This window comes from Marinobacter sp. BSs20148, assembly GCF_000283275.1.
In the GTDB taxonomy this organism is placed as follows: Bacteria; Pseudomonadota; Gammaproteobacteria; order Pseudomonadales; family Oleiphilaceae; genus Marinobacter; species Marinobacter psychrophilus.
The window spans coordinates 1776151-1797594 of record NC_018268.1; the positions used below are offsets into that span (position 1 = coordinate 1776151).

The 21444-nt window shown below is 53.7% G+C and carries 17 protein-coding genes, 1 tRNA gene and 2 pseudogenes; 15 read left to right on the top strand and 5 right to left on the bottom strand.

From position 1 onward, the window contains the following. Positions 1 to 119: 119 nt before the first annotated feature. From trmJ to der, 13 genes and pseudogenes are all read left to right on the top strand, one after another. Positions 120 to 993 (top strand): annotated as a pseudogene (gene trmJ, locus MRBBS_RS08050) (tRNA (cytosine(32)/uridine(32)-2'-O)-methyltransferase TrmJ). Further along, positions 986 to 1744: pseudogene (gene cysE / locus MRBBS_RS08055) on the top strand (serine O-acetyltransferase); the annotation flags it as partial. The pseudogenes trmJ and cysE, both read left to right, overlap by 8 nt. A 260-nt stretch (positions 1745 to 2004) precedes the next feature. Beyond that, positions 2005 to 2502, top strand: a complete 498-nt coding sequence (gene iscR / locus MRBBS_RS08060) for a Fe-S cluster assembly transcriptional regulator IscR (RefSeq protein WP_014870967.1) — start codon at positions 2005 to 2007, stop codon at positions 2500 to 2502. 16 nt (positions 2503 to 2518) lie between these two features. Then, complete coding sequence (locus MRBBS_RS08065) at positions 2519 to 3706, top strand: aminotransferase class V-fold PLP-dependent enzyme (RefSeq protein WP_014870968.1); 1188 nt, start codon at positions 2519 to 2521, stop codon at positions 3704 to 3706. Positions 3707 to 3773: 67 nt separating this feature from the next. After that, the gene (gene ndk / locus MRBBS_RS08070) at positions 3774 to 4202 is read left to right on the top strand and encodes a nucleoside-diphosphate kinase (protein WP_014870969.1); all 429 of its coding nucleotides are present in this window, start codon (positions 3774 to 3776) and stop codon (positions 4200 to 4202) included. A 60-nt stretch (positions 4203 to 4262) separates the two neighbouring features. Next, positions 4263 to 5375: a 23S rRNA (adenine(2503)-C(2))-methyltransferase RlmN gene (gene rlmN / locus MRBBS_RS08075; RefSeq protein WP_014870970.1), complete on the top strand. Its 1113-nt coding sequence runs from the start codon at positions 4263 to 4265 to the stop codon at positions 5373 to 5375. Between the two features lie 61 nt (positions 5376 to 5436). Beyond that, complete coding sequence (gene pilW / locus MRBBS_RS08080) at positions 5437 to 6240, top strand: type IV pilus biogenesis/stability protein PilW (RefSeq protein WP_014870971.1); 804 nt, start codon at positions 5437 to 5439, stop codon at positions 6238 to 6240. Then, positions 6230 to 7261: a RodZ domain-containing protein gene (locus MRBBS_RS08085; protein WP_014870972.1), complete on the top strand. Its 1032-nt coding sequence runs from the start codon at positions 6230 to 6232 to the stop codon at positions 7259 to 7261. The genes pilW and MRBBS_RS08085 overlap by 11 nt, the downstream gene beginning before the upstream one ends. Before the next feature lie 52 nt (positions 7262 to 7313). After that, a complete protein-coding gene (gene ispG / locus MRBBS_RS08090; RefSeq protein ID WP_014870973.1) occupies positions 7314 to 8432 on the top strand; it encodes a flavodoxin-dependent (E)-4-hydroxy-3-methylbut-2-enyl-diphosphate synthase in 1119 nt (372 codons plus the stop codon). Positions 8433 to 8552: 120 nt separating this feature from the next. Next, positions 8553 to 9833 carry a histidine--tRNA ligase gene (gene hisS / locus MRBBS_RS08095; protein WP_083847017.1) on the top strand — a complete coding sequence of 427 codons (1281 nt, stop codon included), beginning with the start codon at positions 8553 to 8555 and terminating at the stop codon, positions 9831 to 9833. Between the two features lie 41 nt (positions 9834 to 9874). Further along, the gene (locus tag MRBBS_RS08100) at positions 9875 to 10528 is read left to right on the top strand and encodes a YfgM family protein (protein ID WP_014870975.1); all 654 of its coding nucleotides are present in this window, start codon (positions 9875 to 9877) and stop codon (positions 10526 to 10528) included. 47 nt (positions 10529 to 10575) lie between these two features. Further along, positions 10576 to 11697, top strand: a complete 1122-nt coding sequence (gene bamB / locus MRBBS_RS08105) for an outer membrane protein assembly factor BamB (protein WP_227497603.1) — start codon at positions 10576 to 10578, stop codon at positions 11695 to 11697. Between the two features lie 82 nt (positions 11698 to 11779). Further along, positions 11780 to 13204, top strand: a complete 1425-nt coding sequence (der, locus tag MRBBS_RS08110) for a ribosome biogenesis GTPase Der (RefSeq protein WP_014870977.1) — start codon at positions 11780 to 11782, stop codon at positions 13202 to 13204. Positions 13205 to 13294: 90 nt separating this feature from the next. Here der and pta read toward each other — a convergent pair whose 3' ends face one another. Genes pta through MRBBS_RS08125 form a run of 3 tightly spaced genes read right to left on the bottom strand, consistent with a single transcriptional unit; the run spans position 13295 to position 19109 of the window. Further along, complete coding sequence (gene pta, locus MRBBS_RS08115) at positions 13295 to 15445, bottom strand: phosphate acetyltransferase (protein ID WP_014870978.1); 2151 nt, start codon at positions 15443 to 15445, stop codon at positions 13295 to 13297. Positions 15446 to 15481: 36 nt separating this feature from the next. Then, complete coding sequence (locus tag MRBBS_RS08120; RefSeq protein ID WP_014870979.1) at positions 15482 to 16669, bottom strand: acetate/propionate family kinase; 1188 nt, start codon at positions 16667 to 16669, stop codon at positions 15482 to 15484. Positions 16670 to 16697: 28 nt separating this feature from the next. Continuing rightward, a complete protein-coding gene (locus tag MRBBS_RS08125) occupies positions 16698 to 19109 on the bottom strand; it encodes an EAL domain-containing protein (RefSeq protein WP_014870980.1) in 2412 nt (803 codons plus the stop codon). Positions 19110 to 19351: 242 nt separating this feature from the next. Between MRBBS_RS08125 and ccoM the strand changes: the two genes are divergently transcribed. Further along, complete coding sequence (gene ccoM / locus MRBBS_RS20410; protein ID WP_014870981.1) at positions 19352 to 19507, top strand: cytochrome c oxidase subunit CcoM; 156 nt, start codon at positions 19352 to 19354, stop codon at positions 19505 to 19507. Between the two features lie 121 nt (positions 19508 to 19628). Here ccoM and MRBBS_RS08130 read toward each other — a convergent pair. Further along, positions 19629 to 19704: transfer RNA gene (locus MRBBS_RS08130), tRNA-Glu, on the bottom strand. Positions 19705 to 19791: 87 nt separating this feature from the next. Beyond that, entirely contained in the window at positions 19792 to 20697 is a 906-nt protein-coding gene (locus MRBBS_RS08135; protein WP_014870982.1) for a TIGR01777 family oxidoreductase, read from the bottom strand. Positions 20698 to 20818: 121 nt separating this feature from the next. On the opposite strand from MRBBS_RS08135, the gene MRBBS_RS08140 reads away from it, so the two are divergent. Then, the gene (locus MRBBS_RS08140) at positions 20819 to 21421 is read left to right on the top strand and encodes a DUF924 family protein (RefSeq protein ID WP_014870983.1); all 603 of its coding nucleotides are present in this window, start codon (positions 20819 to 20821) and stop codon (positions 21419 to 21421) included. The last annotated feature ends 23 nt before the right edge of the window (positions 21422 to 21444 follow it).

Here is a 21444-nt window from a genome sequence, read left to right on the forward strand (position 1 = left end):
TGTCTGTTTTTAGACTCCGCACAAGCACGGATAATAGCCATTTGACCCGCAGGTTGCCCGCCGGCTTTCGTGATTTATCTGTTATTATTGCCGCCTAATTTTGCTGACAGGCCGTTACCATGCACAAACCGTCGCGCCCGCTGGGCTCACCAGACACCTACAATGACCGAATTCGTATTGTTCTGGTGGAAACCTCCCACTCTGGCAACATTGGTGCGGTAGCGCGAGCCATGAAAAATATGGGGTTGGGAAATTTGTGGATGGTAAACCCGCGATCGTTCCCTGATGAAACCTCGTACGCTCGAGCCGCCGGAGCATCAGATGTTCTGGACACTGCAACCGTGGTGGGTAGCCTTGATGAAGCACTGGCAGATTGCGTGTTGGTGATGGGCACCAGCGCCCGCGGGCGCAAGTTACCCTGGCCAGTGATGCCGCCAGATCAGGCCGCAACTGCGGCAGCCAGTCATTGCGGCCAAGGCACAGTGGCGCTGGTGTTCGGCCGAGAGAATCATGGGCTGAGCAACGATGAACTAGCAACGTTGCCACTATCATATTCATATTCCGTCCAATCCGGATTACAGCTCATTGAATCTGGCGATGGCGGTTCAGGTGATGTGTTATGAGCTGCGTATGAATTATCTGAAGGGCCTTGAAGCAGATACCAGGCGGCCCTATTTAGAACCGATTGCGCAGCCTGGTGACGCTGGGTGGGATGTTGCCCCTGCCAGCGTTGGCGATGTCGAAGGCTTTTTTGGCCATTTGCAGCAGGTACTGGAAGAAATCGATTTTCATCGTCGGGACAAACCACGCCAACTGATGGCGCGTCTGCGCAGGTTGTTCCAGCGGGCAAAATTGGACCAGATGGAAGTTAATATCCTAAGAGGTGTTTTGTCGGCTGTTCAAAAAACAGCAGGCGCCTCGGGTGTCGAGCAATCAACCTCCGATACCGGGCCGCACGCGCCGGAGCAGGATCAAGGCAAAAGTCATGTTTAGACGTCTAAGAGAAGATATCAGCAGTGTGTTCCACCGCGACCCCGCTGCGCGTAACACCTTTGAAGTTCTGACCAACTATCCTGGCCTGCACGCACTTTTGCTGCATCGGGTGGCACACTGGTTATGGGGGGTGGGCTTGAAGTGGCTGGCTCGTACCCTTTCTACGCTTACGCGTTGGTTTACGGGTATTGAGATTCATCCCGGTGCCACCATTGGTCGGCGCTTTTTTATCGACCACGGTATGGGTGTGGTTATTGGTGAAACCACGATTATTGGTGATGATGTTACGCTGTATCAAGGCGTTACCTTGGGCGGCACCAGTTGGAACAGGGGCAAGCGCCATCCCACCATTGGTGACGGGGTGGTTGTAGGCGCCGGAGCCAAAATATTAGGCCCCTTTGAAGTAGGCGCTGGTGCCAAAGTGGGTTCCAACTCCGTGGTCACAAAAGCGGTGCCAGCTGGCGCAACCGTTGTTGGTATACCGGGCCGCGTGATTGAAAAAGATAAAGACGAGCGAAGCTCGCGGCGGCGGGAAATGGAAGAACGCATGGGCTTTGACGCCTATGGCGTTACTGAAGAAATGCCAGACCCCTTAGCGCGGGCAATGCGTTCGCTGCTTGATCACATGCACGCGGTAGACGATCGCATGGAAATAATGTGCAAAGCCCTGCGCAAGGTAAGCGCCGATTATCCGAACGGAGACCTGCCGGTGTTGTCAGAGGATGATTTTGATTGCCTACGCGATACAGACAGCGACGCCTCGCGCAAAAAAACCCGCGAAGACGCAAAAGTGGTTGCAGCGGCGGCGGTCGAATCGAGCGCCAAAGCCGACAGTATAGTCAGCGCACACGAGAGCGCTAAAAAAAGTGCCGAAGAAAGTGCCGAAGAGGGCACCAAAAAAAACGCAAGCGAGCCCACCAAGGATAGCGGCTGAATACTTGACTGAATTAGTAGGTCAATTCATACTCGTGTTTGCGAATCGAGGTCAATTCCCATCGCGGGGCGGAGTTTATGAAGTTGACAACAAAAGGTCGGTATGCGGTAACCGCTATGCTAGACCTTGCACTGCACGGTGATCATGGGCCGGTTACACTTGCTGATATATCAGCCCGTCAGGAAATCTCCCTGTCGTACCTGGAACAGCTATTTTCGCGGCTGCGGCGCAGGCACTTGGTGGTCAGCATTCGCGGCCCGGGTGGTGGTTATCGCTTGAGTCGCGGCGCCGATGCCATTTTTATATCAGAGGTGGTAGAAGCGGTCAGCGAGTCTCTTGATACCACACGCTGTGGCAACAAGGGCGATTGTCAGAGTGGCGAGAAATGCCTGACTCATCACCTTTGGTCTGACCTCAGCGAGCAGATTCATCAGTTTCTGGATAATATTAGCTTGAACGACCTGATGAAAAAACGTGAAATCCGCCAGGTGGCGGACCGCCAAAATCTGCGCCAGAGCGCTGCGGGTTTTGAAACGATCAACACCCGGCAGCTAAGCGAACAGGCTCCGGTTTAAGTCTGGTTTTAGCACCATGAAAAAACCCGTTTACCTCGATTATGCGGCCACTACGCCCGCAGACTTTGCTGTAGCCGCAGAAATGATGCGCTACCTGACACTGGATGGCGCCTTTGGTAACCCTGCCTCGCGTACCCATGGTTATGGCTGGCAGGCCGAAGCGGCGGTAGAAACTGCACGCCGTCAGGTGGCAACGTTGATTAACGCCGACCCCCGCGAGATCGTGTGGACATCTGGCGCGACCGAGTCTGACAATCTGGCGATTCAAGGCGCAGTGGCCGGACACGATACTGCCCACATTATTACCTCCATGATCGAACATAAAGCCGTTCTGGATACCTGTAGCTGGCTGCAGGAGCAGGGCGTGAAGGTTACTTGGCTAAAGCCTGATGCCTGTGGCCGTATTCACGTCGGACAAGTGGTTGAGGCGCTGACGCCACAGACCGTGCTTGTGAGCCTGATGCTGGTGAACAACGAATTGGGCAGCATTAGTGACATTGCTGCCATCGGCGCCCAACTGCGTGGCCGCGGCGTGCTTTTTCATGTTGATGCAGCCCAGGCCCCCGGGAAAATACCGGTGGATGTAAAGGCCTTGAACGTCGACTTGCTGTCACTGTCGGCGCATAAGGTTTATGGCCCCAAAGGGATAGGTGCGCTTTACGTGCGACGCTCTCCGGACGTGCGTATTCAAGCGCAGATTCACGGTGGCGGTCATGAGCGCGGCATGCGCTCTGGCACCCTGCCGACGCATCAGATTGTGGGTATGGGTAAAGCGTTTGAGTTGGCAGCAGATAGCCTTTCTGCCGACAGTGCCAGGCTGGAACAGCTGCGTGGGCGTTTTTTTGGGGCGCTGGCAGAGCTTGCAGGGGTTTCTCTAAACGGGAGTCTCCATACCGGTCTCAACGGCCGTGAAACCAATGATGACGCCAAACTGCGAGTGCCCGGCATTATCAATTTGTCGTTCGCGGGCGTTGACGCAGAAACCCTGATGCTGGGCCTGCGTGAATTGGCAGTGTCTTCCGGTTCAGCCTGTTCATCGGCGACACTCGATCCGTCTTATGTCTTGCGGGGGATCGGGCTAGACGACAAACAGGCTCGCCGTGCGCTGCGGTTTTCATTTGGCCGGTACACCAGCGGCGAAGAAGTCGACTTTGCGGCGGCACAAATTATTGATGTTGTTGGCCGGCTACGGTCTGCGCGGTAGGCACCGGCCCCGTGACTGCGTATAATTGCAGGCTCGTTTTTTATCTAACCTCTAATGGAGAATCACTATGGCAAATGAACGCACGCTGTCGATCATCAAGCCTGATGCCGTTGCAAAAAATGTAATCGGCAAAATCATCAGCCGTTTTGAAAAAGCGGAACTGCATGTTGTTGCAGCAAAAATGATGCACCTGAGCCAGGATCAGGCTGAAGGCTTTTATGCCGAGCACAAAGAGCGTCCGTTCTTTAACGACCTAGTTGCGTTTATGACGTCTGGCCCGGTGGTTGTTCAGGCTTTGGAAGGCGAAGGCGCCATTTTGACAAACCGTGACCTGATGGGTGCGACTAACCCGAAAGAAGCGGAAGCTGGCACCATCCGCGCCGACTTTGCATCGTCTATTGATGCTAACGCGGTCCATGGCTCGGACTCGGCGGCTTCCGCAGAGCGCGAAATTGCTTATTTTTTCAATGATAACGAGATCTGCCCGCGCGGCTGATTTTGTTCACCGGGGGCAGCGTTGCTGCACCCGGAATGGTTATTTGATTGAGGTTATATAATGACAGCACCCGCTGAAAAAACAAATCTTCTGGGAATGCCTAAAGCCAAGCTTGAGGCTTATTTTGAGTCCCTGGGGGAAAAACGTTTTCGCGCTACTCAGGTGCTTCAGTGGATTCACCAGCGTGGTGTGGGTGACTTCGATGAAATGACCAATATGAGCAAGCCCCTGCGGGACAAGCTCAAGCTGATTGCCGAAGTACGTGGCCCGGAAGTGGTTTACGACGAATTGGCCAAAGACGGCACCCGTAAATGGGTGATGCGCATGGACAACGGCAACAACATAGAAACCGTGCTGATACCTGACGGTGAGCGTGGCACCCTGTGCGTGTCATCACAGATTGGTTGCAGTCTGGATTGCAGTTTTTGTTCAACGGGTAAGAGAGGCTTTAACCGTAACCTGACCTCTGCCGAGATTATTGGGCAGGTGTGGGCTGCGCGCAAAACGTTCATGCCATATGCTCCGGGCCCAGATCGTCCGATTACCAACGTGGTAATGATGGGTATGGGCGAGCCTTTGTTGAACTTCGACAACGTCGTAGACGCCATGAATCTGATGATGGAAGACTTGGCCTACGGCATTTCCAAACGCCGGGTAACCTTGAGTACGTCGGGTGTGGTTCCAGCGATCGACAAACTGGGTGAGGTTACCGATGTTTCATTGGCTATTTCTTTGCACGCCGCAAATGATGAACTCCGTAACCAGTTAGTTCCTATAAATAAAAAGTACCCAATAGCAGAGTTGCTAGCCGCTACCCGCCGCTACTTAAGCCGTCTGCCAGACAAGCGTAAGGCAACGATTGAATACACTTTGATGGCTGGTGTGAACGATCACGTCGATCAAGCGCGAGAACTGGCTGAGGTTCTGCGTGGCTTGCCATGTAAGATCAACTTGATACCATTCAATCCGTTCCCGGACAGTGGCTATGAACGCCCGAGCATGAATGCCACCCGACGGTTCCAGACGGTGTTGAACGAGGCAGGGTACATTGCGACCGTGCGTATGCCCCGTGGCGATGACATAGACGCTGCTTGTGGGCAGCTGGTGGGTAAGGTGGAAGACCGTACTCGCCGCAGCGCTCGATATATTGCGGTGCAGCAGGTTTCAGCGTAAATACCCGGCTGTGGATGCGGCGGGCCTTCTCCAATAGCAGCTTCAGGATGAGTTCACGGTGATGGTAAATCTGTTTGTCAGTGCCCGTTTTATGATGTCGCTGATGCTGGTGGCAGCGATGTTATCGGGCTGTGTGACGACCACCGACAGCCGCTTTGCCCGCGAAGCAGATCGCCAAAAAGCGTTGGCAGATTACGTTCAGTTAGCATCAGCGTACATCGGCCAAGGAAATTTTGAGCGAGCCCGTCATCATTTGGAACGGGCTCTGGAAATTGATTCGAAGAATTCGCCGGCGTTAGCCGCAAAAGGCCTTGTTTTCGCCAACGAGGGTGAACCCGAACTGGCTGAAAGCAATTTCAGGCGCGCGATCTCTGCCGATTCAAAAAATACCCGCGCCAACGTTTATTATGGCGCGTTTTTGTATGGCCAAGGCAGAATGGAAGAGGCCCGCGATCAGTTTGCCAAGGCCTCTGGAGACACCGGTTATCAGGATCGAGGTTCCGTTTTTTTCAACCTGGGAATGACTCAGGAGCAGCTGGGTGATTTTCCATCTGCGGTTAGCAGCTATCGCCGTGCGACCGAGTTGGCACGCAACGATCCCAAAACGTTGCTGGCGTTGTCCCGAGTGCTGCTAGAAACCGGTGATGTGAAATCAGCCGACTTCTATTACAGTCGGCTGCTAACTATAATGCAGCGCAGTGACCGCTTGCAGCACTCATCTGAAAGCCTGTTGGTGGGAGTTCGCATTGCCCGCCTGTTGGACAAACGTGACCAAGAGGCCAGTTTGGCGTTAATGTTGCGGAATAATTTCCCCGAATCAGCAGAACTCCGGCAATACAAGGTACTGATGTCTAATGGTCAATGAAGAGAATCAAGCTGCCCCTGGCAATCGGCCGGTGGGCCCGCAGTTAAAAAAAGCCCGCGAGGCAAAAGGGCTTAGTGTGGTTGAAGTGGCCGAAGCCCAGTATCTTCGCCCGGCCATTATCCAGGCCATCGAAAATGGCAAATATGAGCTGATTGATACAGAGCTTTTCCTGAAAGGCTACATACGTGCCTATGCTCGCCAAGTAGGTTTGGATGGTAACGCCCTGATTGCCGACCTTGACCGAGAGCTGGAGCCGATGCGCGAGAAGCAGGCACAGGCTAAAGCTGCAAATCCGTTGATTGATATAGAACGCCGGCGGTGCAAAAAACGCCGTGTAGCCAAAAACGCATTTTGGCTGGTCGCGCTGGCAGTATTGGGCTTTTTGATATTTGCGTTTATTTACAGTCCTTCGCAGTTGGCGAATTTGCAGGGCGCCGGCGCATTCACCGGTGACACAGCACAACAGAATGCTTTAGAAAGTGGTTTAAACGGTGCCGTAAGTAGCATCGACGATGACTCAACAACACAATCTACGCCAGATAATTTTCTGCCAAACAAAACGAGTGATGGCGATGTGTCGGCTTCGCCCGCGAACGCAGAGGGTGCGCTAGAACCGCTCATAGCGGCAGGCACAGGAACTTTTTCTGACGGCGAGGCTCCGGCTGACCGCTCGGGGTCTTCGCCAGCGCAGACAGTAGGAAATTTGGTTGCTATCGTCGACAATGATCTTTTGACGTTAGATGGAGAAGAGGCACCCCAAGTTGCCGATAACCGGGGCCGGTTGGAAATTGAATTTATTGATGATTGCTGGGTTCAGATTCGAGATTCTTACGGCAGAAGCCTGGCCAGCGGTCTGAAACGCCAGAGCGACCGCATTGATTTGCGCAGCGAAACCGACATTCGCCTGGTGATTGGTGCCGCTAATGCGATAGGGGTCATGCGCTTTGAAGGCGCCCCGGTCGATCTTGGCAGTAAAGGTATTATTGGTAATCGCGCCGAGTTTGTTTTGGCTTTGAATTAATAGCTCAACGTAAACGCCGATACTTTTGGTTTTCACAGATGGGTTCTCCCAAATGAAGCACGAATCTCCGATTAAAAGACGTAAATCTCGCCAGATTATGGTGGGCAACGTGCCAGTGGGTGGCGACGCGCCGATTGCCGTCCAGAGTATGACCAACACTGAAACCTGCGACGTGGAAGCGACGCTGGGGCAGATACAGGCCCTTCAAGACGCCGGTGCCGATATTGTCCGCGTGTCTGTGCCGTCAATGGAAGCGGCAGAAGCGTTTGGCCGTATTCGTGCCCGCGCGGGTGTTCCGCTGGTTGCCGATATTCATTTCGATTACAAGATCGCGTTACGGGTGGCAGAACTGGGCGTTGACTGTATACGCATCAACCCGGGTAACATTGGTCGGGAAGACCGCATCAGCGCGGTCATCAGTGCCTGCCGCGACCGCAATATTCCAATTCGGATCGGCGTTAACGCAGGCTCGCTAAGTAAAGACCTGCAGCGTAAGTACGGCGAGCCTAATGCAGACGCACTGGTGGAATCTGCCATGCGCAACGTCGATATTCTTGACCGCCACGACTTCCAGAATTTTAAGGTCAGCCTCAAAGCGTCCGAAGTGTTTATGACGGTAGAAGCCTATCGCAAGATTGCCACGCAGATTGACCAGCCTTTGCACTTAGGCATCACCGAAGCCGGCGGTTTCCGTTCCGGTACTGTGAAGTCGTCTATTGGGCTTGGTCTATTGTTGATGGATGGTATTGGCGACACTATCCGTGTATCGCTAGCAGCAGATCCGGTGCAGGAAATTAAGGTTGGCTACGACATACTCAAAAGTTTGCGCTTGCGCTCCCGCGGCATTAACTTTATTGCCTGCCCCAGTTGTTCGCGGCAGAATTTCGATGTTATCAAGACCATGAACGATCTGGAAGTGCGTTTGGAAGACGTGAAGGAGGCTCTGGATGTGGCCGTTATTGGTTGTATCGTGAACGGCCCAGGCGAAGCCAAAGAGGCCGATATTGGTTTGACCGGTGGCAGCCCGAAAAACCTGTTTTATATGAATGGTAAGCCTCAGCAGAAATTGGACAACGCAAATTTAACCGACGATCTTGAGCGTCTGATTCGCAAAGAAATCGCTCGCCGTCAAGAAGCCGAAAAAGCTATTTTTGCCCGTTCCTCTGAATGATATGCGACGAAGACGGTTACAGCGATCGATAACATTTATCGATGACAACAGCCACAACAGGTAGACAATGCATTGGCGCAGCGCCACTGCACAAACCACAGAGATGTTTAAGGGTTCAACTTGGCTAAGATTCAGGCAATTCGCGGGATGAACGATATCCTGCCCGAACAGACTCCAGTCTGGCAATATGTCGAAGCAACGGTGCGCAAGGTGTTGGGGCAATACGGGTACCAGGAAATCCGTATGCCGATTGTGGAACAGACCGACCTGTTCAAGCGCTCTATCGGTGAAGTGACCGACATTGTTGAAAAAGAAATGTACACCTTTGACGACCGTAACGGCGACAGCCTGACTCTGCGGCCTGAAGGTACTGCTGGTTGCGTGCGTGCGGCCGAACAGCACGGCCTGCTGTTCAACCAAACCCGGCGGATGTGGTACACCGGCCAGATGTTTCGTTACGAGCGCCCGCAGAAAGGGCGTTACCGCCAGTTTCACCAGGTGGGTGTTGAATGTTTTGGTATGGCTGGGCCAGACATAGACGCAGAACTTCTTATCCTGACAGCGCGCTTATGGAAAACGTTTGGTTTGGCTGACCATGCGCGTCTCGAAATCAACTCGATTGGCACCGCTGAAGCCCGCCGAAACTATCGTGAGGCGTTGGTTGCCTACCTGCAGCAATTCAAAGCCGAGCTCGATGAAGACAGTCAGCGCCGGCTTGAAAGCAACCCTTTACGGATTCTGGACAGCAAAAGCGTGGCTACCCGTAAGGTTCTGGAGCATGCACCAAAACTAGACGCCTGGCTTGACGACGAATCTCGCGACCATTTTGAATGCTTGAAGCAGTTGTTGGATGCCGCCGGGATCGAGTACACGGTGAATCCGGCGCTGGTTCGCGGCCTGGACTACTACGGTAAGACGGTATTTGAGTGGATCACAGAGAGCCTGGGCGCCCAAGGCACAATTTGCGCCGGTGGCCGCTATGATGGGCTGGTAGAGCAGTTGGGCGGTAAACCCACGGTCGCCGTTGGTTTTGCCATGGGCGTGGAGCGTCTTATCCTGCTGTTAGAAACCCTTAATTTGATACCCGAGTCGGTCAACAATCAGGCCGATGTGTACGTTACCGCCATGGGCGATCAGGCGGTTTCGCCAGCGCTGCTTCTTGCTGAAGAACTGCGGGACCAGCTGCCGGGCTACATCATTATTAGCCACTGCGGTGCGGGCAGCTTTAAAAGCCAAATGAAAAAAGCCGATCGAAGCGGCGCCCGTTATGCACTCATTCTTGGTGATAACGAGCTTCAGAATCAGAGTGTCGGCCTTAAATCTTTGCGTACAGACGAGCCCCAGCAAGAATTCCCTCGGCAGCAGGTTGCCGAGGCTTTGGCGCAGGCGCTGTCGCACTAATTCTTTAAAAGCGCCGTTTCTAATTTATAACAGGAGTTATCATGGCCGAATTGCGTACAGATGAAGAACAGGTTGAAGCGATCAAGCAGTGGTGGAAAAACAACGGGAGTTCGCTGCTGATTGGTATTGGTGCGGCCCTGGCGATTGTGTTCGGCTGGCAGGCGTGGCAAAACCAGCAAGCCGAGCAGCGTACCGAGGCCGCCAGCCAGTTTGTCACTCTGATGAACGCCTTTGGCACCGAAGATGAAACCAGCGCCGACACCATCGCTTTCGTGGCTAAGACCCTGCGCGATGATCATGCCGACAGCGCTTACTCGGTTTACGCCAATTTAATGCTGGCTCGGATTCAGCTCATGCAGAACAATGACGCCGAAGGCGCTGTTGAATCCTTGCAGTGGGCACTGGATAAAGCGGTGGAAACTCAGCCTCTGGCTTTGGTTGTGCGCAGCCGGCTGGCGCAAGCCCAAATGGCTCTGGAAGATTATGATGCTGCGTTGGCCACCATTGACGGTGCCAAAGACAGTGACGCTTTTGGTGCCAAGTTTGCCGAATTGCGCGGTGATATTTTGCTAGCGAAAGGCGATCAGGCAGGGGCACGTGATGCCTACCTGGCGGCCCGCGAACAGGGCGAAGAAAATCGCAATGGCGTTCTGCAACTCAAACTGGCGGATCTGGGTGTCGGGGGTGATGCGTGACGTTAAGCGCATGTTTCCGGCAGCTGCGCGCCAGTGCTGTAGTGCTTATGGCAGCCACTCTTATGATTGGTTGCAGCGCCAACGATACGTTTGAACAGCCCGCCCAATTGCCTGATGTTGACCAGCAGGTTTCATTTGAGCGGGTTTGGAACGTTACGGTGGGTGACGGCCATGACGACGAATTTCTGTACCTGGCACCGCTGAACGCCGGCGACGTTGTGTACGCCGCGTCGGCTGACGGAGAGTTGCTCGCCCTAAACGCAGAAACCGGTAAACAGATCTGGGAAAATTCGGTGAAAGACCGGATTTTTGCCGGTGTTGGCGGCGATGCCAGTCAATTGTATCTGGTGAGCCGTGATGCCGATTTGCTGGCGCTGTCGCGGGAAGACGGCAGCGAGCTTTGGCGCGCGTCACTGCCGACTGAAGTTCTGTCGGCACCGCAGTCCAATGGCAGTCTGGTGGTTGTACAAACCACCGACGGCCGCGTGCTGGCATTCAATGCCGCTGACGGTGAAAAACGTTGGCAATATGACAGTGTTGTGCCGGCCTTGTCGGTTCGTGCCGCAGCAGCGCCGCTGGTAGGTGCTGACGTTATAATAAGCGGCTTTGCCAACGGCAAACTGCTGGCTCTGTCTACAGAATCTGGCCAGCCGTTGTGGCAGTACGAGGTAGGTGCGCCCCAGGGCCGTACCGAGCTTGAGCGCTTGGTCGATATTACCAGCCAGCCTCTGGTGCTGGAAAACACGATTCTGGCGGTGGGCTATCAGGGCAAGCTGGCACTGATTGATTTGCGCACCGGCAATGACATCTGGAGCAAGGCAGCCTCCAGCCTGTATTCGCCAATGGTCAGTAATGGCAACATTTTTCTGGCGTCTGCTAACGGCGATTTGGTTGCTATGCGTGGGTCCGATCGCCGTGGCCTGTGGACCCAAGATAAACTGGCCTGGCGCCAGCTGACCCAGCCAGTGCCCTTCGACGATTACCTGGTGGTGGGTGACTTTGATGGTTACCTGCACGTGGTGTCCCAGGAAAGTGGTGAGCTGGTAGGGCAGATGAAATTTGATGGTGACGGTATCCGCGTACCGGCCCAGCGCCTGAGTAATGGTAATCTGCTGATCTTCGGCAACGGCGGTAAACTCGCCGCTTATAGGTTGCAATCGAAAAACTGACGCGACACGCGGCCCGGCTTTCAAACCGGGCCGACTTCTTTTGTGAGTAGCGAATGACATTTTTTTTGAGTAGTGAAACACTATGAACCTAGTAATTGCCCTGGTGGGCCGCCCCAACGTGGGCAAGTCCACACTGTTTAACCAGATGACCCGTTCGCGGGATGCACTGGTCGCCGATTTTCCGGGACTGACCCGCGACCGTAAATACGGTGAAGGCAATTACGAAAATCAGCGCTTTATTGTCATTGATACCGGCGGCTTGATGGGCGACGAGCTCGGGCTTGACGCTGCGATGGCCAAGCAGTCTTTGCAGGCGGTTGAAGAAGCCGACATTGTTCTGTTTATTGTGGATGGCCGCGCTGGTGTAATGCCGGGTGATCAGGTACTTGCTGATCAGCTGCGCCGATCGGGTACGCAGGCTCACCTGGTGATTAACAAAACCGATGGCCAGGATCCAAACCTGGTAGCATCCGATTTTTATGCACTGGGTTTTCAATCCCAATTTCGCATTGCCGCATCCCACAATCGCGGCGTTCGATCTATGTTGGAAATTTTGTTGCCGACGCCGGAGGAAGATGCAGATGTAGACGGAGCGCATAATCACCCCGGCATTCGCATCGGTATCGTGGGCCGCCCCAACGTGGGCAAATCGACACTTGTAAACCGCATGCTCGGTGAAGAGCGCGTTGTAGTTTACGATCTGCCAGGTACCACCCGCGACAGCATTTATATTCCCTACGAGCGCTTGGGCCAGGAATATACCCTGATTGATACGGCTGGGGTGCGGCGGCGCAAAAATGTGCGAGAGGTGGTAGAGAAGTTCTCGATCATCAAAACCTTGCAGGCCATAGACGACGCCCACGTGGTGATTTTGGTGATTGATGCCCGCGAGGGGTTGGTCGACCAAGACATGCATCTTATGGGCTTCGTGCTGAGTGCCGGCCGTTCGTTGGTGATTGCTATCAATAAATGGGATGGCATGAACGGCGAAGATCGTGACAAAGTAAAGGAACAGATTCGCCGGCGTTTGGACTTTCTGGACTACGCCGACAAGCATTACATTTCGGCGTTGCACGGTTCTGGAGTGGGTGTGATGTACCAGTCGGTCAACGCCTGCTACGAATCGGCTATGGCAAAATGGCCAACTAATCGTCTGACTACGATTTTGGAAGATGCGATTGCCCAGCACCAGCCGCCCATGGTTCATGGTCGTCGTATTAAGCTGCGCTACGCTCACCAGGGTGGCTCCAATCCGCCGACGATTGTGGTACACGGCAATCAGACAGACTCTTTGCCCGGTGCTTACAAACGTTACCTGGAGAATAGCTTCCGCAAGGTGTTAGCGGTAACCGGCACCCCAATCCGCTTCGAGTTTCGCTCCAGTGAAAACCCGTTTGCCCATAAAGTGGACCGGATGACGCCGCGGCAAAAAGTTAAAAAAGACAACGATGAAAAGAAGGGCGGGGGTAAGCCCAAAAAAGCGCGTCAGAAGAGCTTGAAGCGATGATCGTTAGGATAGTATAAAGCGCTAGCAATAAAACCGGCCCGTTATGAACAATAACAGGCCGGTTTTTTTATGGGCGTTGACCCGGCGAGGTCAGGTTTTGCTGGCGTCTTCCACCTGCTTGGCCTGAACAGCGGTTATGGCGATGGTGAATACGATGTCCTCCACCAGTGCGCCCCGCGATAGGTCATTCACTGGTTTATTTAGGCCCTGCAGCATAGGCCCAATGCTGACCACATTGGCGCTTCGCTGCACTGCTTTGTACGTCGTGTTGCCGGTATTCAGGTCAGGGAACACAAACACGGTTGCGCGGCCGGCTACCTGGCTATTGGGTGCTTTGCTAAGGCCCACGCTTGCAATGGCGGCGGCGTCGTACTGCAGGGGGCCGTCAATCAGTAGGTCCGGGCGCCTTTCGCGCGCCAGCCGGGTAGCTTCGCGTACCTTATCGACATCCCGACCACTGCCAGACTCGCCGGTGCTGTAACTGATCATTGCCACGCGCGGCTCAATGCCGAATGCTTCGGCTGATTGGGCGCTCTGGATGGCAATGTCTGCCAGCTGTTCCGGGTTGGGATCCGGATTTATGGCGCAGTCTCCGTAAACCACAACCTGCTGCGGTAACAGCATGAAAAATACCGACGACACCACTTTGGCGTTGTTGTGGGTCTTGATCAGCTGTAGGGCAGGGCGCACGGTGTTGGCGGTGGTGTGGATAGCACCGGACACCAGACCGTCGGCTTCGTCCAACGCGACCATCATGGTGCCTAAAACCACATTGTCTTCGAGCATGCTTTCCGCCATTTCGGCTGAAGTGCCTTTGTGTTTTCGCAATTCCACCATAGGCGCCACGTAGCGCTTGCGCACCTCAGACGGCTCGATAATTTCCAGATCGGGTGGTAACTCCATGCCCAGAGAAGCCGCTACGGCGTGTATCTCGGCGGCACTGCCGATCAGCGCGCAGCGCGCAAGCTGGCGCTGATGGCAGATGATCGCTGCCTGCACTGTGCGCGGCTCGTGGCCTTCCGGTAAAACAATGCGCTTGTTGGCGGCACGGGCGCGCTCAGAAAGCTGGTGGCGAAAAGCCGGTGGCGACATACGGGTCTGGCGCAGCACCTTAAGGTGTTCCTGTAGCCAGTCGGTATCAATACGCGGCGCGATCAGGTTCATGGCAGTGTCGATCCGCTCCGGGTCGTCGATAGGGATAGACCTAGACAGGCCGGCCAGCATGTGAGCAGTTTCGTAGGTGTTGGTGGTGGTGCTAAGAACCGGCATGCCGGTTTCCATGGCCCGGCGACACAATTCGATGACCCTTTGGTCTGGTAGTAGACCGCCAGTAAGCAGAATCCCGGCCATGGGCACGCCATTTAGGGCCGCTACGGCGGCGGCCACAACGATATCTTCGCGGTCTCCAGGAGTCACCAAAAGGGTGCCAGACTTGAGGATTTCGGTCATATTGCTGATGGTGCGTGCGCAAACAGAAACACGGTGCACCCTGCGGGTCTGCATCTGACCCTCGTGCAGCACGTCTACCTTCAGTTCGCGCGCTATGTCTGAAACCCTTGGTGCTAACAGGCTCGGTTCCCAAGGTATTTCGGCTAACAACCGATACTGCCCGCTACTAAACACGTTGCATTTGTTGCGGTAATCTTCAGGCGGTATCGCGGTGAGGGTTGTCATACCGGGTATTTTACGTTCTTTTGGCGCACCGATTTTGTTAAGAATAACGCCCAAAACGTCGGCTTCATTCTGCCCCGAAAACAGTCGTGCAGAAAAACCAAGTTGTTCGTCTAGCTCGATGGGGTTACAGCCTTTGGGTGACGTTAGCAAAATGATTTCAGAACCCAGGTTCCGCGCGACCTCGGCGTTCAGGCGGGTAATGTAGGTGCCATCCTGATCGGGTTCCAGGCCCTCTATAATCACCACGTCGACCGTGCACGCTACTTTCTGGTACTCGCCCACCACACGCTCAAGCAACAAGTCAGATTTGTTGTGATTGAGCGCGTGCTGTGCTTCTTTCAGGGTAATCGGTGTCGGCGGTTTAAGATGGCTGTGGGAGCGCACAAACTCGACGGAAGAGTCTTTGCCTTTATTGTGGGTTGCATCGGCTTGGTGCACCACCTGGCAAAACGGCTTATAAAAACCAACGCTGACACCTACCCGCTCCAGTGCCCTCAGCAGGCCCAGGCACACAGACGTCAGGCCGGAATCTGAAGAGGTTGGTGCAATAAAAAGACTTTTTGCCATAGTTAAAAATTCCGCCGCTAGCGTTGTACAAATCGGTTAGTTGAGTTCAGCCAGGCGTGCTGCTTCGCCAGCGATGACCCTTTCTTCGTCGGTAGCAATCACCAGTATTGGGAATCGCGACTCTTTACAGTCAATTCGGCCACCACGATTGAGGCCATTATCATCATTATTGTGCTGATCAATGGCGAAGCCAAGCAGCCCCAGCTGATTGACGGTCTGCTGGCGTACACGGGCGCTGTTTTGGCCAATGCCACCGGTGAACACCAGGGCGTCAAGCCGGTTCAGCGATACCATCATGGCTGCGACATATTTGGCCAGGCGGAAGCAGAACACATCGATGGCCAGTTGCGCTGACGGATCACCTTGGTCCGCCAGGTCGCTCAGGGTGCGCATGTCGTTAGTTTGCCCTGACAGCCCCAGAAGACCGCTGCTGTGGTTGAGTTCGTTGTGCAGTTGCTCGGCGCTCACGCCTTTGCTCTGCAAGTAATCAAACAGTCCGGGATCTACGTCCCCACTTCGGGTACCCATTACCAGACCCTCCAGAGGTGTCAGGCCCATGCTGGTATCAACGCTTTTGCCATCGCGTATGGCGGTAATACTGCAGCCGTTGCCCAGATGCGCGGAAATAATGGAGGTCTCAGCGGTGGATTGCTCCAGGCGGAGAGCTGCCTGTTGCAGCATGTAAGCGTGGCTGGTGCCGTGGAAGCCGTAGCGGCGAACGCCCCAGTCACGGTAGTAGTTCTGTGGCAGCGCGTAATGGAATGCGTGTTCCGGCAGGGTCTGGTGGAAAGCTGTATCAAACACTGCCACCTGTGGCACCAACGGAAACAGCTCGCGGGTTGCCATAATGCCTTCAACGTTAACCGGGTTGTGCAGTGGAGCTAGCAAATTACAGGCCTCTATAGCGGCCAGCACCTCGTCGTCGATCAGTACCGCTTCGTGAAAAGTTTCACCACCATGAACAATCCTGTGGCCAATAGCCGCTGGTTGTTTCGGCATCAGGCCCTTTTTCTGCGCTGTATCCATCAGTACGGCCAGGGCTTCCTTGTGCGTGGTGTTGGGGGGCAGCCTGGTGGCGTCGCGTTGCTTTCCAATGCGAAAGCGGGCATTGGGAGTGTTCAGTCGTCCTGCCAGCATCGAGGCAATCTTTTGCCGATCTTTGTCAAAAAGCGCAATTTTTAGCGAGGAGCTACCGCAGTTCACCACTAATAATGTGTTTTCCATAATTCTGGATTTCCAGTTTTCAGATTTTTTAATGGCTTGTGTACGAATCCAACCACTGACTGAATTCAATAGCGGGTAGCGGTCGACTGTAAAAGTAGCCTTGGGCGCAATCGCAACCTGCCTTTTGCAGAAATTGGACCTGTTCTTCCTCTTCAACGCCTTCTGCAATCAGTCTGAGCCCCATGCTGTGTGCCATATTGATGATTGCACTGACAAGAACTGCGTCATCCGGGTCTTTCAGAACGTCTTGTACAAACGATTTATCAATTTTGAGTGTGTCAAACGGGAAGCTTTTCAAAAAACTGAGGGCGGAATAGCCGGTGCCAAAGTCGTCTACAGACAGGCGTACGCCGTGCTCGTCAAGCTCCTGTAAAATCTGGGCGGTTTCAATCGAGTTGTCCAGAATGAGGCGCTCGGTAATTTCCAGTTCCAGAAACTCGGCCGCTAGGCCGCTGGAAGACAATGCGTCCATCACAGAGGTAACAAAGCCTGCGGCGCGGAACTGTCGAGGTGAAACGTTCACCGAAATTCCAATATCGCGACCCAGTTGATTTTTCCAAGCCACGGCATTTTGGCAGGCCTGCTGAATGACCCATTCACCAATAGCCGTTATAAGCCCGGTCTCTTCGGCCAGCGGAATAAAGCGGTCAGGCATGACCTGGCCAATTTCCGGATTGTTCCAGCGCAGTAAGGCCTCTGCTGCCAGCAGGTTGCCATTAGAGGTGTTTACAATGGGTTGGTAAAATAACTCGAATTCTTCTTGTTGCAGAGCGCGCCGTAGGCGGGATTCAAGCTGAAGGCGTTCGTGGGATATTTCGCTCATCTCTGGCGAAAAGTGCACGTAGTCGCTTTTGCCTTTTCGTTTGGCTTGGTACATAGCCGCATCGGCGTGCTGCATCAGCTCGCCGCTGTTGTCAGAATCTGCTGGGAACGCCGCAATACCGATGCTGGTGGTGACGTATACCTCGTGACTGTTTAACTGATAGGGCATTGAAAAAGTTTTGAGTATGCGCTCGGCTACTTGAGACGACACCTCGGCGCTTTGCAGCCCCGGCAGAATCACCAAAAATTCATCGCCGCCCAGGCGGGCGACTGTGCTGCTGCCCCGCAGGCAGCTGGAAATGCGTCTGGCGGCTTCGATCAGCAGGGTGTCACCGGCATCGTGGCCGAGGGTATCGTTAACATGCTTGAAGTTGTCGAGGTCAAGAAACATCACTCCAACTTCGGTGCTTTCGCGCCGGGCTTGCGCCAGCGCGAGCTTTAGGCGGTCGAGTGCCAGCATACGATTTGGCAGTCCGGTCAGGATATCGTAATTGGCCTGGCGCAGCAGCTGGCGCTCATAGCGTTTCCGAATACTGATGTCTTCACCCAGAATGAGAAATCCGGTGGTATCTGCTTTTGCGTCCTTGATGGGCGTTACGATTAGCTGCTCCCAGAAGCGCTCGCCGTTGCGTCGGGCGCTGGTCACTTCGCCCTGCCAGACACCCACTCGCTGCACCTGCAGGCGAATGGACTTCCACAGTTTTTCGGCCTCCCGATTATCCGAGCTATCGCTGCCCAGTGACCCCGGGTGTTTGCCGATGATGGAGAGGGCACTGTGGCCTGTTAGTTGGCTGAATTTTTGATTAACAAATTCAATGTGCCATTGACGGTCGCAAATAATGACGGACGACGGGCTTTGCTCAATGGCCTGAGAAAATTTCTGGATTTCCAGAGCATCTTGCTCTTGGCGGGCGATGTCCTGATTCAGGCGCTCGCGCATTTGGTTAATCGCGTCGGTTACCTGGCCCAATTCGTCCTGACGTCGGCTGGGCGTATCAGGTCGATTCAGCGTTAGCGGGCGCTTCAGATTATGAATTGAAAATTCCCTGGCGTAATCCGCCATAGTGGTCAGATGTCGGGTAACAAAAAACCGGAAAATCCAGATAATAAGAATGGAAATAAACAGCGTTTGTAAAAATTGAGTGGCGAGAATAATGCCCACCCGCCTTTTCATGTCTTGATTTACCCGCGCAAGGTCAGCGGTAATGGTAAGTCGCCCTAGCTTGAACTCGTCGCCCTCAACATGAACCAGCTCAAAGCTGTGAACAATGGTGGCGACGCCGCGGGGGATTTCACCAATCACCAATTCAGAACTGGGCTCAATCGCAAGCCGTAAGTGGACAATGTCCGGGAGGCTGAGAATGCCTTCCAGCTGAATTTGCAAAAGCTTCTGATCGAGTGCCCACAGGCTTCGTGCCAGTCCTGAGCTGTCGCTGGATTCAACGGCCTGCATGCGTGCTGTGATTTGCGTAAGCTCTTTGCGGTAGTCTGAGTAAAGTTGAATGGCAGAAGAGATGAATGTAAATGCCAGGCTGAATATCAAGACCCAGGCCAGTAAACGCAAAGACAGCAGCGAGCGCTGACGAAGCAGGTTCAGGCGCCTAAAAAATGTTGTCATATCAAGGATAAGTTGCCTGCAAGTGGTCAGAATCTAGCGAAAGGTCTTAGTGGACTATAGCAGCCAAAGTTTCGCGTTGTCTTGCATTGGTCGGGGTTAAAAGGAAGAAAAATAAAAGTTGGAATATACGCAACGGCTTATTTTTTTAAGCCACTATAGGGCTTGATGTAGATCAACACGAGGATATGCGGCAAGTCGTAACCTGAGTTCAAATCGAAACACGAGAATTTAGGAGGTTTGCCATGTATCTGGACACTGTTGTTATCGCTGGCATCGTAACTGTGCTGCTGGTGGTGGCATTTTTTGTAGGGTTTGGCGTCTTTATTATGCGCGATCAAAAAGCCCATGGCCCTGACGCTAATGAAATCGCGGGTAAGAAGATAGACAAGCCATCTTAATTGAGGTCACGAGACCTGACAGGAGAACATTAAGACGAATAAAATAAAAAATCTCCGGAAACTTAGACAGTTTGCGGAGATTTTTTGTATTCCAGAATAAGGCGAAATAGTCTTAGCAAATTGGCGTCCCCTAGGGGGTTCGAACCCCTGTTGCCGCCGTGAAAGGGCGGAGTCCTAGGCCGCTAGACGAAGGGGACGCAACATATTCAACTACTTGCCTCATTGAGGTGGCGCACATAATATGAGCCGACCTTGCCTGTGTCAACACTTTTTGCCGCTATTATTCAGTTTGCGATCGCATCCTTTAGCGCAGACTCCAACTCCGTAAAGCGGAATTCGAAACCCTCAGCCTGAAGCCTGGCGGGAATTGCGCGCTGCCCGGTCAGCAGCAGTCCGGACATTTCGCCCAACGCCAGCTTTAAGGCCACGGCAGGTGCCGGCAAAATCGTAGGGCGATGGAGCACACTACCCAAGGTTTTTGTAAATGTTGCATTGGTCACCGGAGACGGACTAACAACGTTGTATGCCCCCAATGCGGTCTCGGTAGTCAACATCCACAGCAAAGCCCCTACAACATCCTGTCGGTGCACCCAAGGCATGTACTGCTCGCCACTGCCAAGCTTGCCACCCACACCGAGTTTGAATGGCAGAATCATGCGTTGTAAAAAGCCGCCGTTGGGGCCCACCACGATTCCGGTTCGCGACAGGCAAACGCGCACACCCATATCAGCGAGCTCCATAGCGGTTTGTTCCCAGTCACTGCAGAGGCGATGGGTGAATTCGTTATGTGGAGGCGTCGCCTCGGTTACTTCAAGGCCACCTTGGGCGCCGTAAAAACCAACAGCGGATCCAGACACCATAACCTGCGGCGGCTGCAGCCAGGTTTTAGCCACATCAACCAGCTGTTGCGTAAGTTCAATACGGCTGTCGCGAATTGCTTGTTTGCGCGTCTCGCTCCAGCGTTTATCAGCAATGCCTTCGCCTGCCAGGTTGATAATGGCATCAAAGCCTTTATGGCCCCGCAATTTGGCCAAATCCGGCAGCGCCTCAACTCGACCGCATATAGCGCGCACATCTGCTGCACTCTGTCGGCTCAAAACCGTAATTTGATCTCCATTTGCGAGTAATTCGCGGCATAGAATCCGTCCGATGAAACCGGTGCCACCGGTCAGCAATATGTGTCTGCTCATGGTGTTTCCATTCCTTGCGTAGAAGGCCCCTTAGTGGTGAAGGGTGTCTGTTGCCTTGTTTACCGCGTACACTGTCGCATTGATAAGTACTATGGCGACAACCTTAACAGGGTAATGGTGAATGTTCGATTGGAAAGACATTCTGGATTTCTGGTTTGGTGAGTTAGACAAAAATGGGCTGCCTGACCCGGCTCATAGCAATCGCTGGTTTCTGAGTAACCGAAAGTTCGATCAGGAAATCCGTAGGCGTTTTTTGTCGTTGGTATTGTTTGCCTCAGAGCAGGGTCTTGACCACTGGCAGAAAAAGGCTGGCGGCGTGCTCGCTGAAATTCTGTTGCTTGACCAGTTTTCGCGCAACATTTTTCGCGGAGGTGCTTTGGCATTTGAGCAGGATATTCTGGCTCGAAAGTTATGCAAGCAGGGTATGAGCAAAGGTTTTGACGTGTCGTTACCAGCCATTCAGCGGGGGTTTTTTTATATGCCCTTACAGCACTCCGAACGCCAAGAAGATCAGTCACTTGCGATAGAGTGTTATGAACAGCTTACAGCATCCACTAGCGGCTTGTTGAAGGAGTTTATGGGCAGTTTTTTGCAATCTGCTCTTGAACACCAGGCAATAATCACGCGCTTCCGTCGTTTTCCGCATCGGAATAAAGCACTGGGGCGAACTAACACAAAAGAAGAGAGCGACTATTTGCTCAATGGAAAACGTTTTGGCCAGTAAGTTTATGATGTTCCTGTCACCGG

Excerpts from the sequence above, each read along its gene's own strand:
- ispG (WP_014870973.1), top strand. The coding sequence starts at position 7,314 with ATGAAGCACGAATCTCCGATTAAAAGACGTAAATCTCGCCAGATTATG.
- ccoM (WP_014870981.1), top strand. The coding sequence starts at position 19,352 with ATGTATCTGGACACTGTTGTTATCGCTGGCATCGTAACTGTGCTGCTG.
- MRBBS_RS08120 (WP_014870979.1), bottom strand. The coding sequence starts at position 16,669 with ATGGAAAACACATTATTAGTGGTGAACTGCGGTAGCTCCTCGCTAAAA.
- pta (WP_014870978.1), bottom strand. The coding sequence starts at position 15,445 with ATGGCAAAAAGTCTTTTTATTGCACCAACCTCTTCAGATTCCGGCCTG.
- MRBBS_RS08085 (WP_014870972.1), top strand. The coding sequence starts at position 6,230 with ATGGTCAATGAAGAGAATCAAGCTGCCCCTGGCAATCGGCCGGTGGGC.
- MRBBS_RS08065 (WP_014870968.1), top strand. The coding sequence starts at position 2,519 with ATGAAAAAACCCGTTTACCTCGATTATGCGGCCACTACGCCCGCAGAC.
- bamB (WP_227497603.1), top strand. The coding sequence starts at position 10,576 with ATGGCAGCCACTCTTATGATTGGTTGCAGCGCCAACGATACGTTTGAA.
- iscR (WP_014870967.1), top strand. The coding sequence starts at position 2,005 with ATGAAGTTGACAACAAAAGGTCGGTATGCGGTAACCGCTATGCTAGAC.
- der (WP_014870977.1), top strand. The coding sequence starts at position 11,780 with ATGAACCTAGTAATTGCCCTGGTGGGCCGCCCCAACGTGGGCAAGTCC.
- ndk (WP_014870969.1), top strand. The coding sequence starts at position 3,774 with ATGGCAAATGAACGCACGCTGTCGATCATCAAGCCTGATGCCGTTGCA.
- pilW (WP_014870971.1), top strand. The coding sequence starts at position 5,437 with ATGGTAAATCTGTTTGTCAGTGCCCGTTTTATGATGTCGCTGATGCTG.
- rlmN (WP_014870970.1), top strand. The coding sequence starts at position 4,263 with ATGACAGCACCCGCTGAAAAAACAAATCTTCTGGGAATGCCTAAAGCC.
- MRBBS_RS08135 (WP_014870982.1), bottom strand. The coding sequence starts at position 20,697 with ATGAGCAGACACATATTGCTGACCGGTGGCACCGGTTTCATCGGACGG.
- MRBBS_RS08125 (WP_014870980.1), bottom strand. The coding sequence starts at position 19,109 with ATGACAACATTTTTTAGGCGCCTGAACCTGCTTCGTCAGCGCTCGCTG.
- MRBBS_RS08100 (WP_014870975.1), top strand. The coding sequence starts at position 9,875 with ATGGCCGAATTGCGTACAGATGAAGAACAGGTTGAAGCGATCAAGCAG.
- MRBBS_RS08140 (WP_014870983.1), top strand. The coding sequence starts at position 20,819 with ATGTTCGATTGGAAAGACATTCTGGATTTCTGGTTTGGTGAGTTAGAC.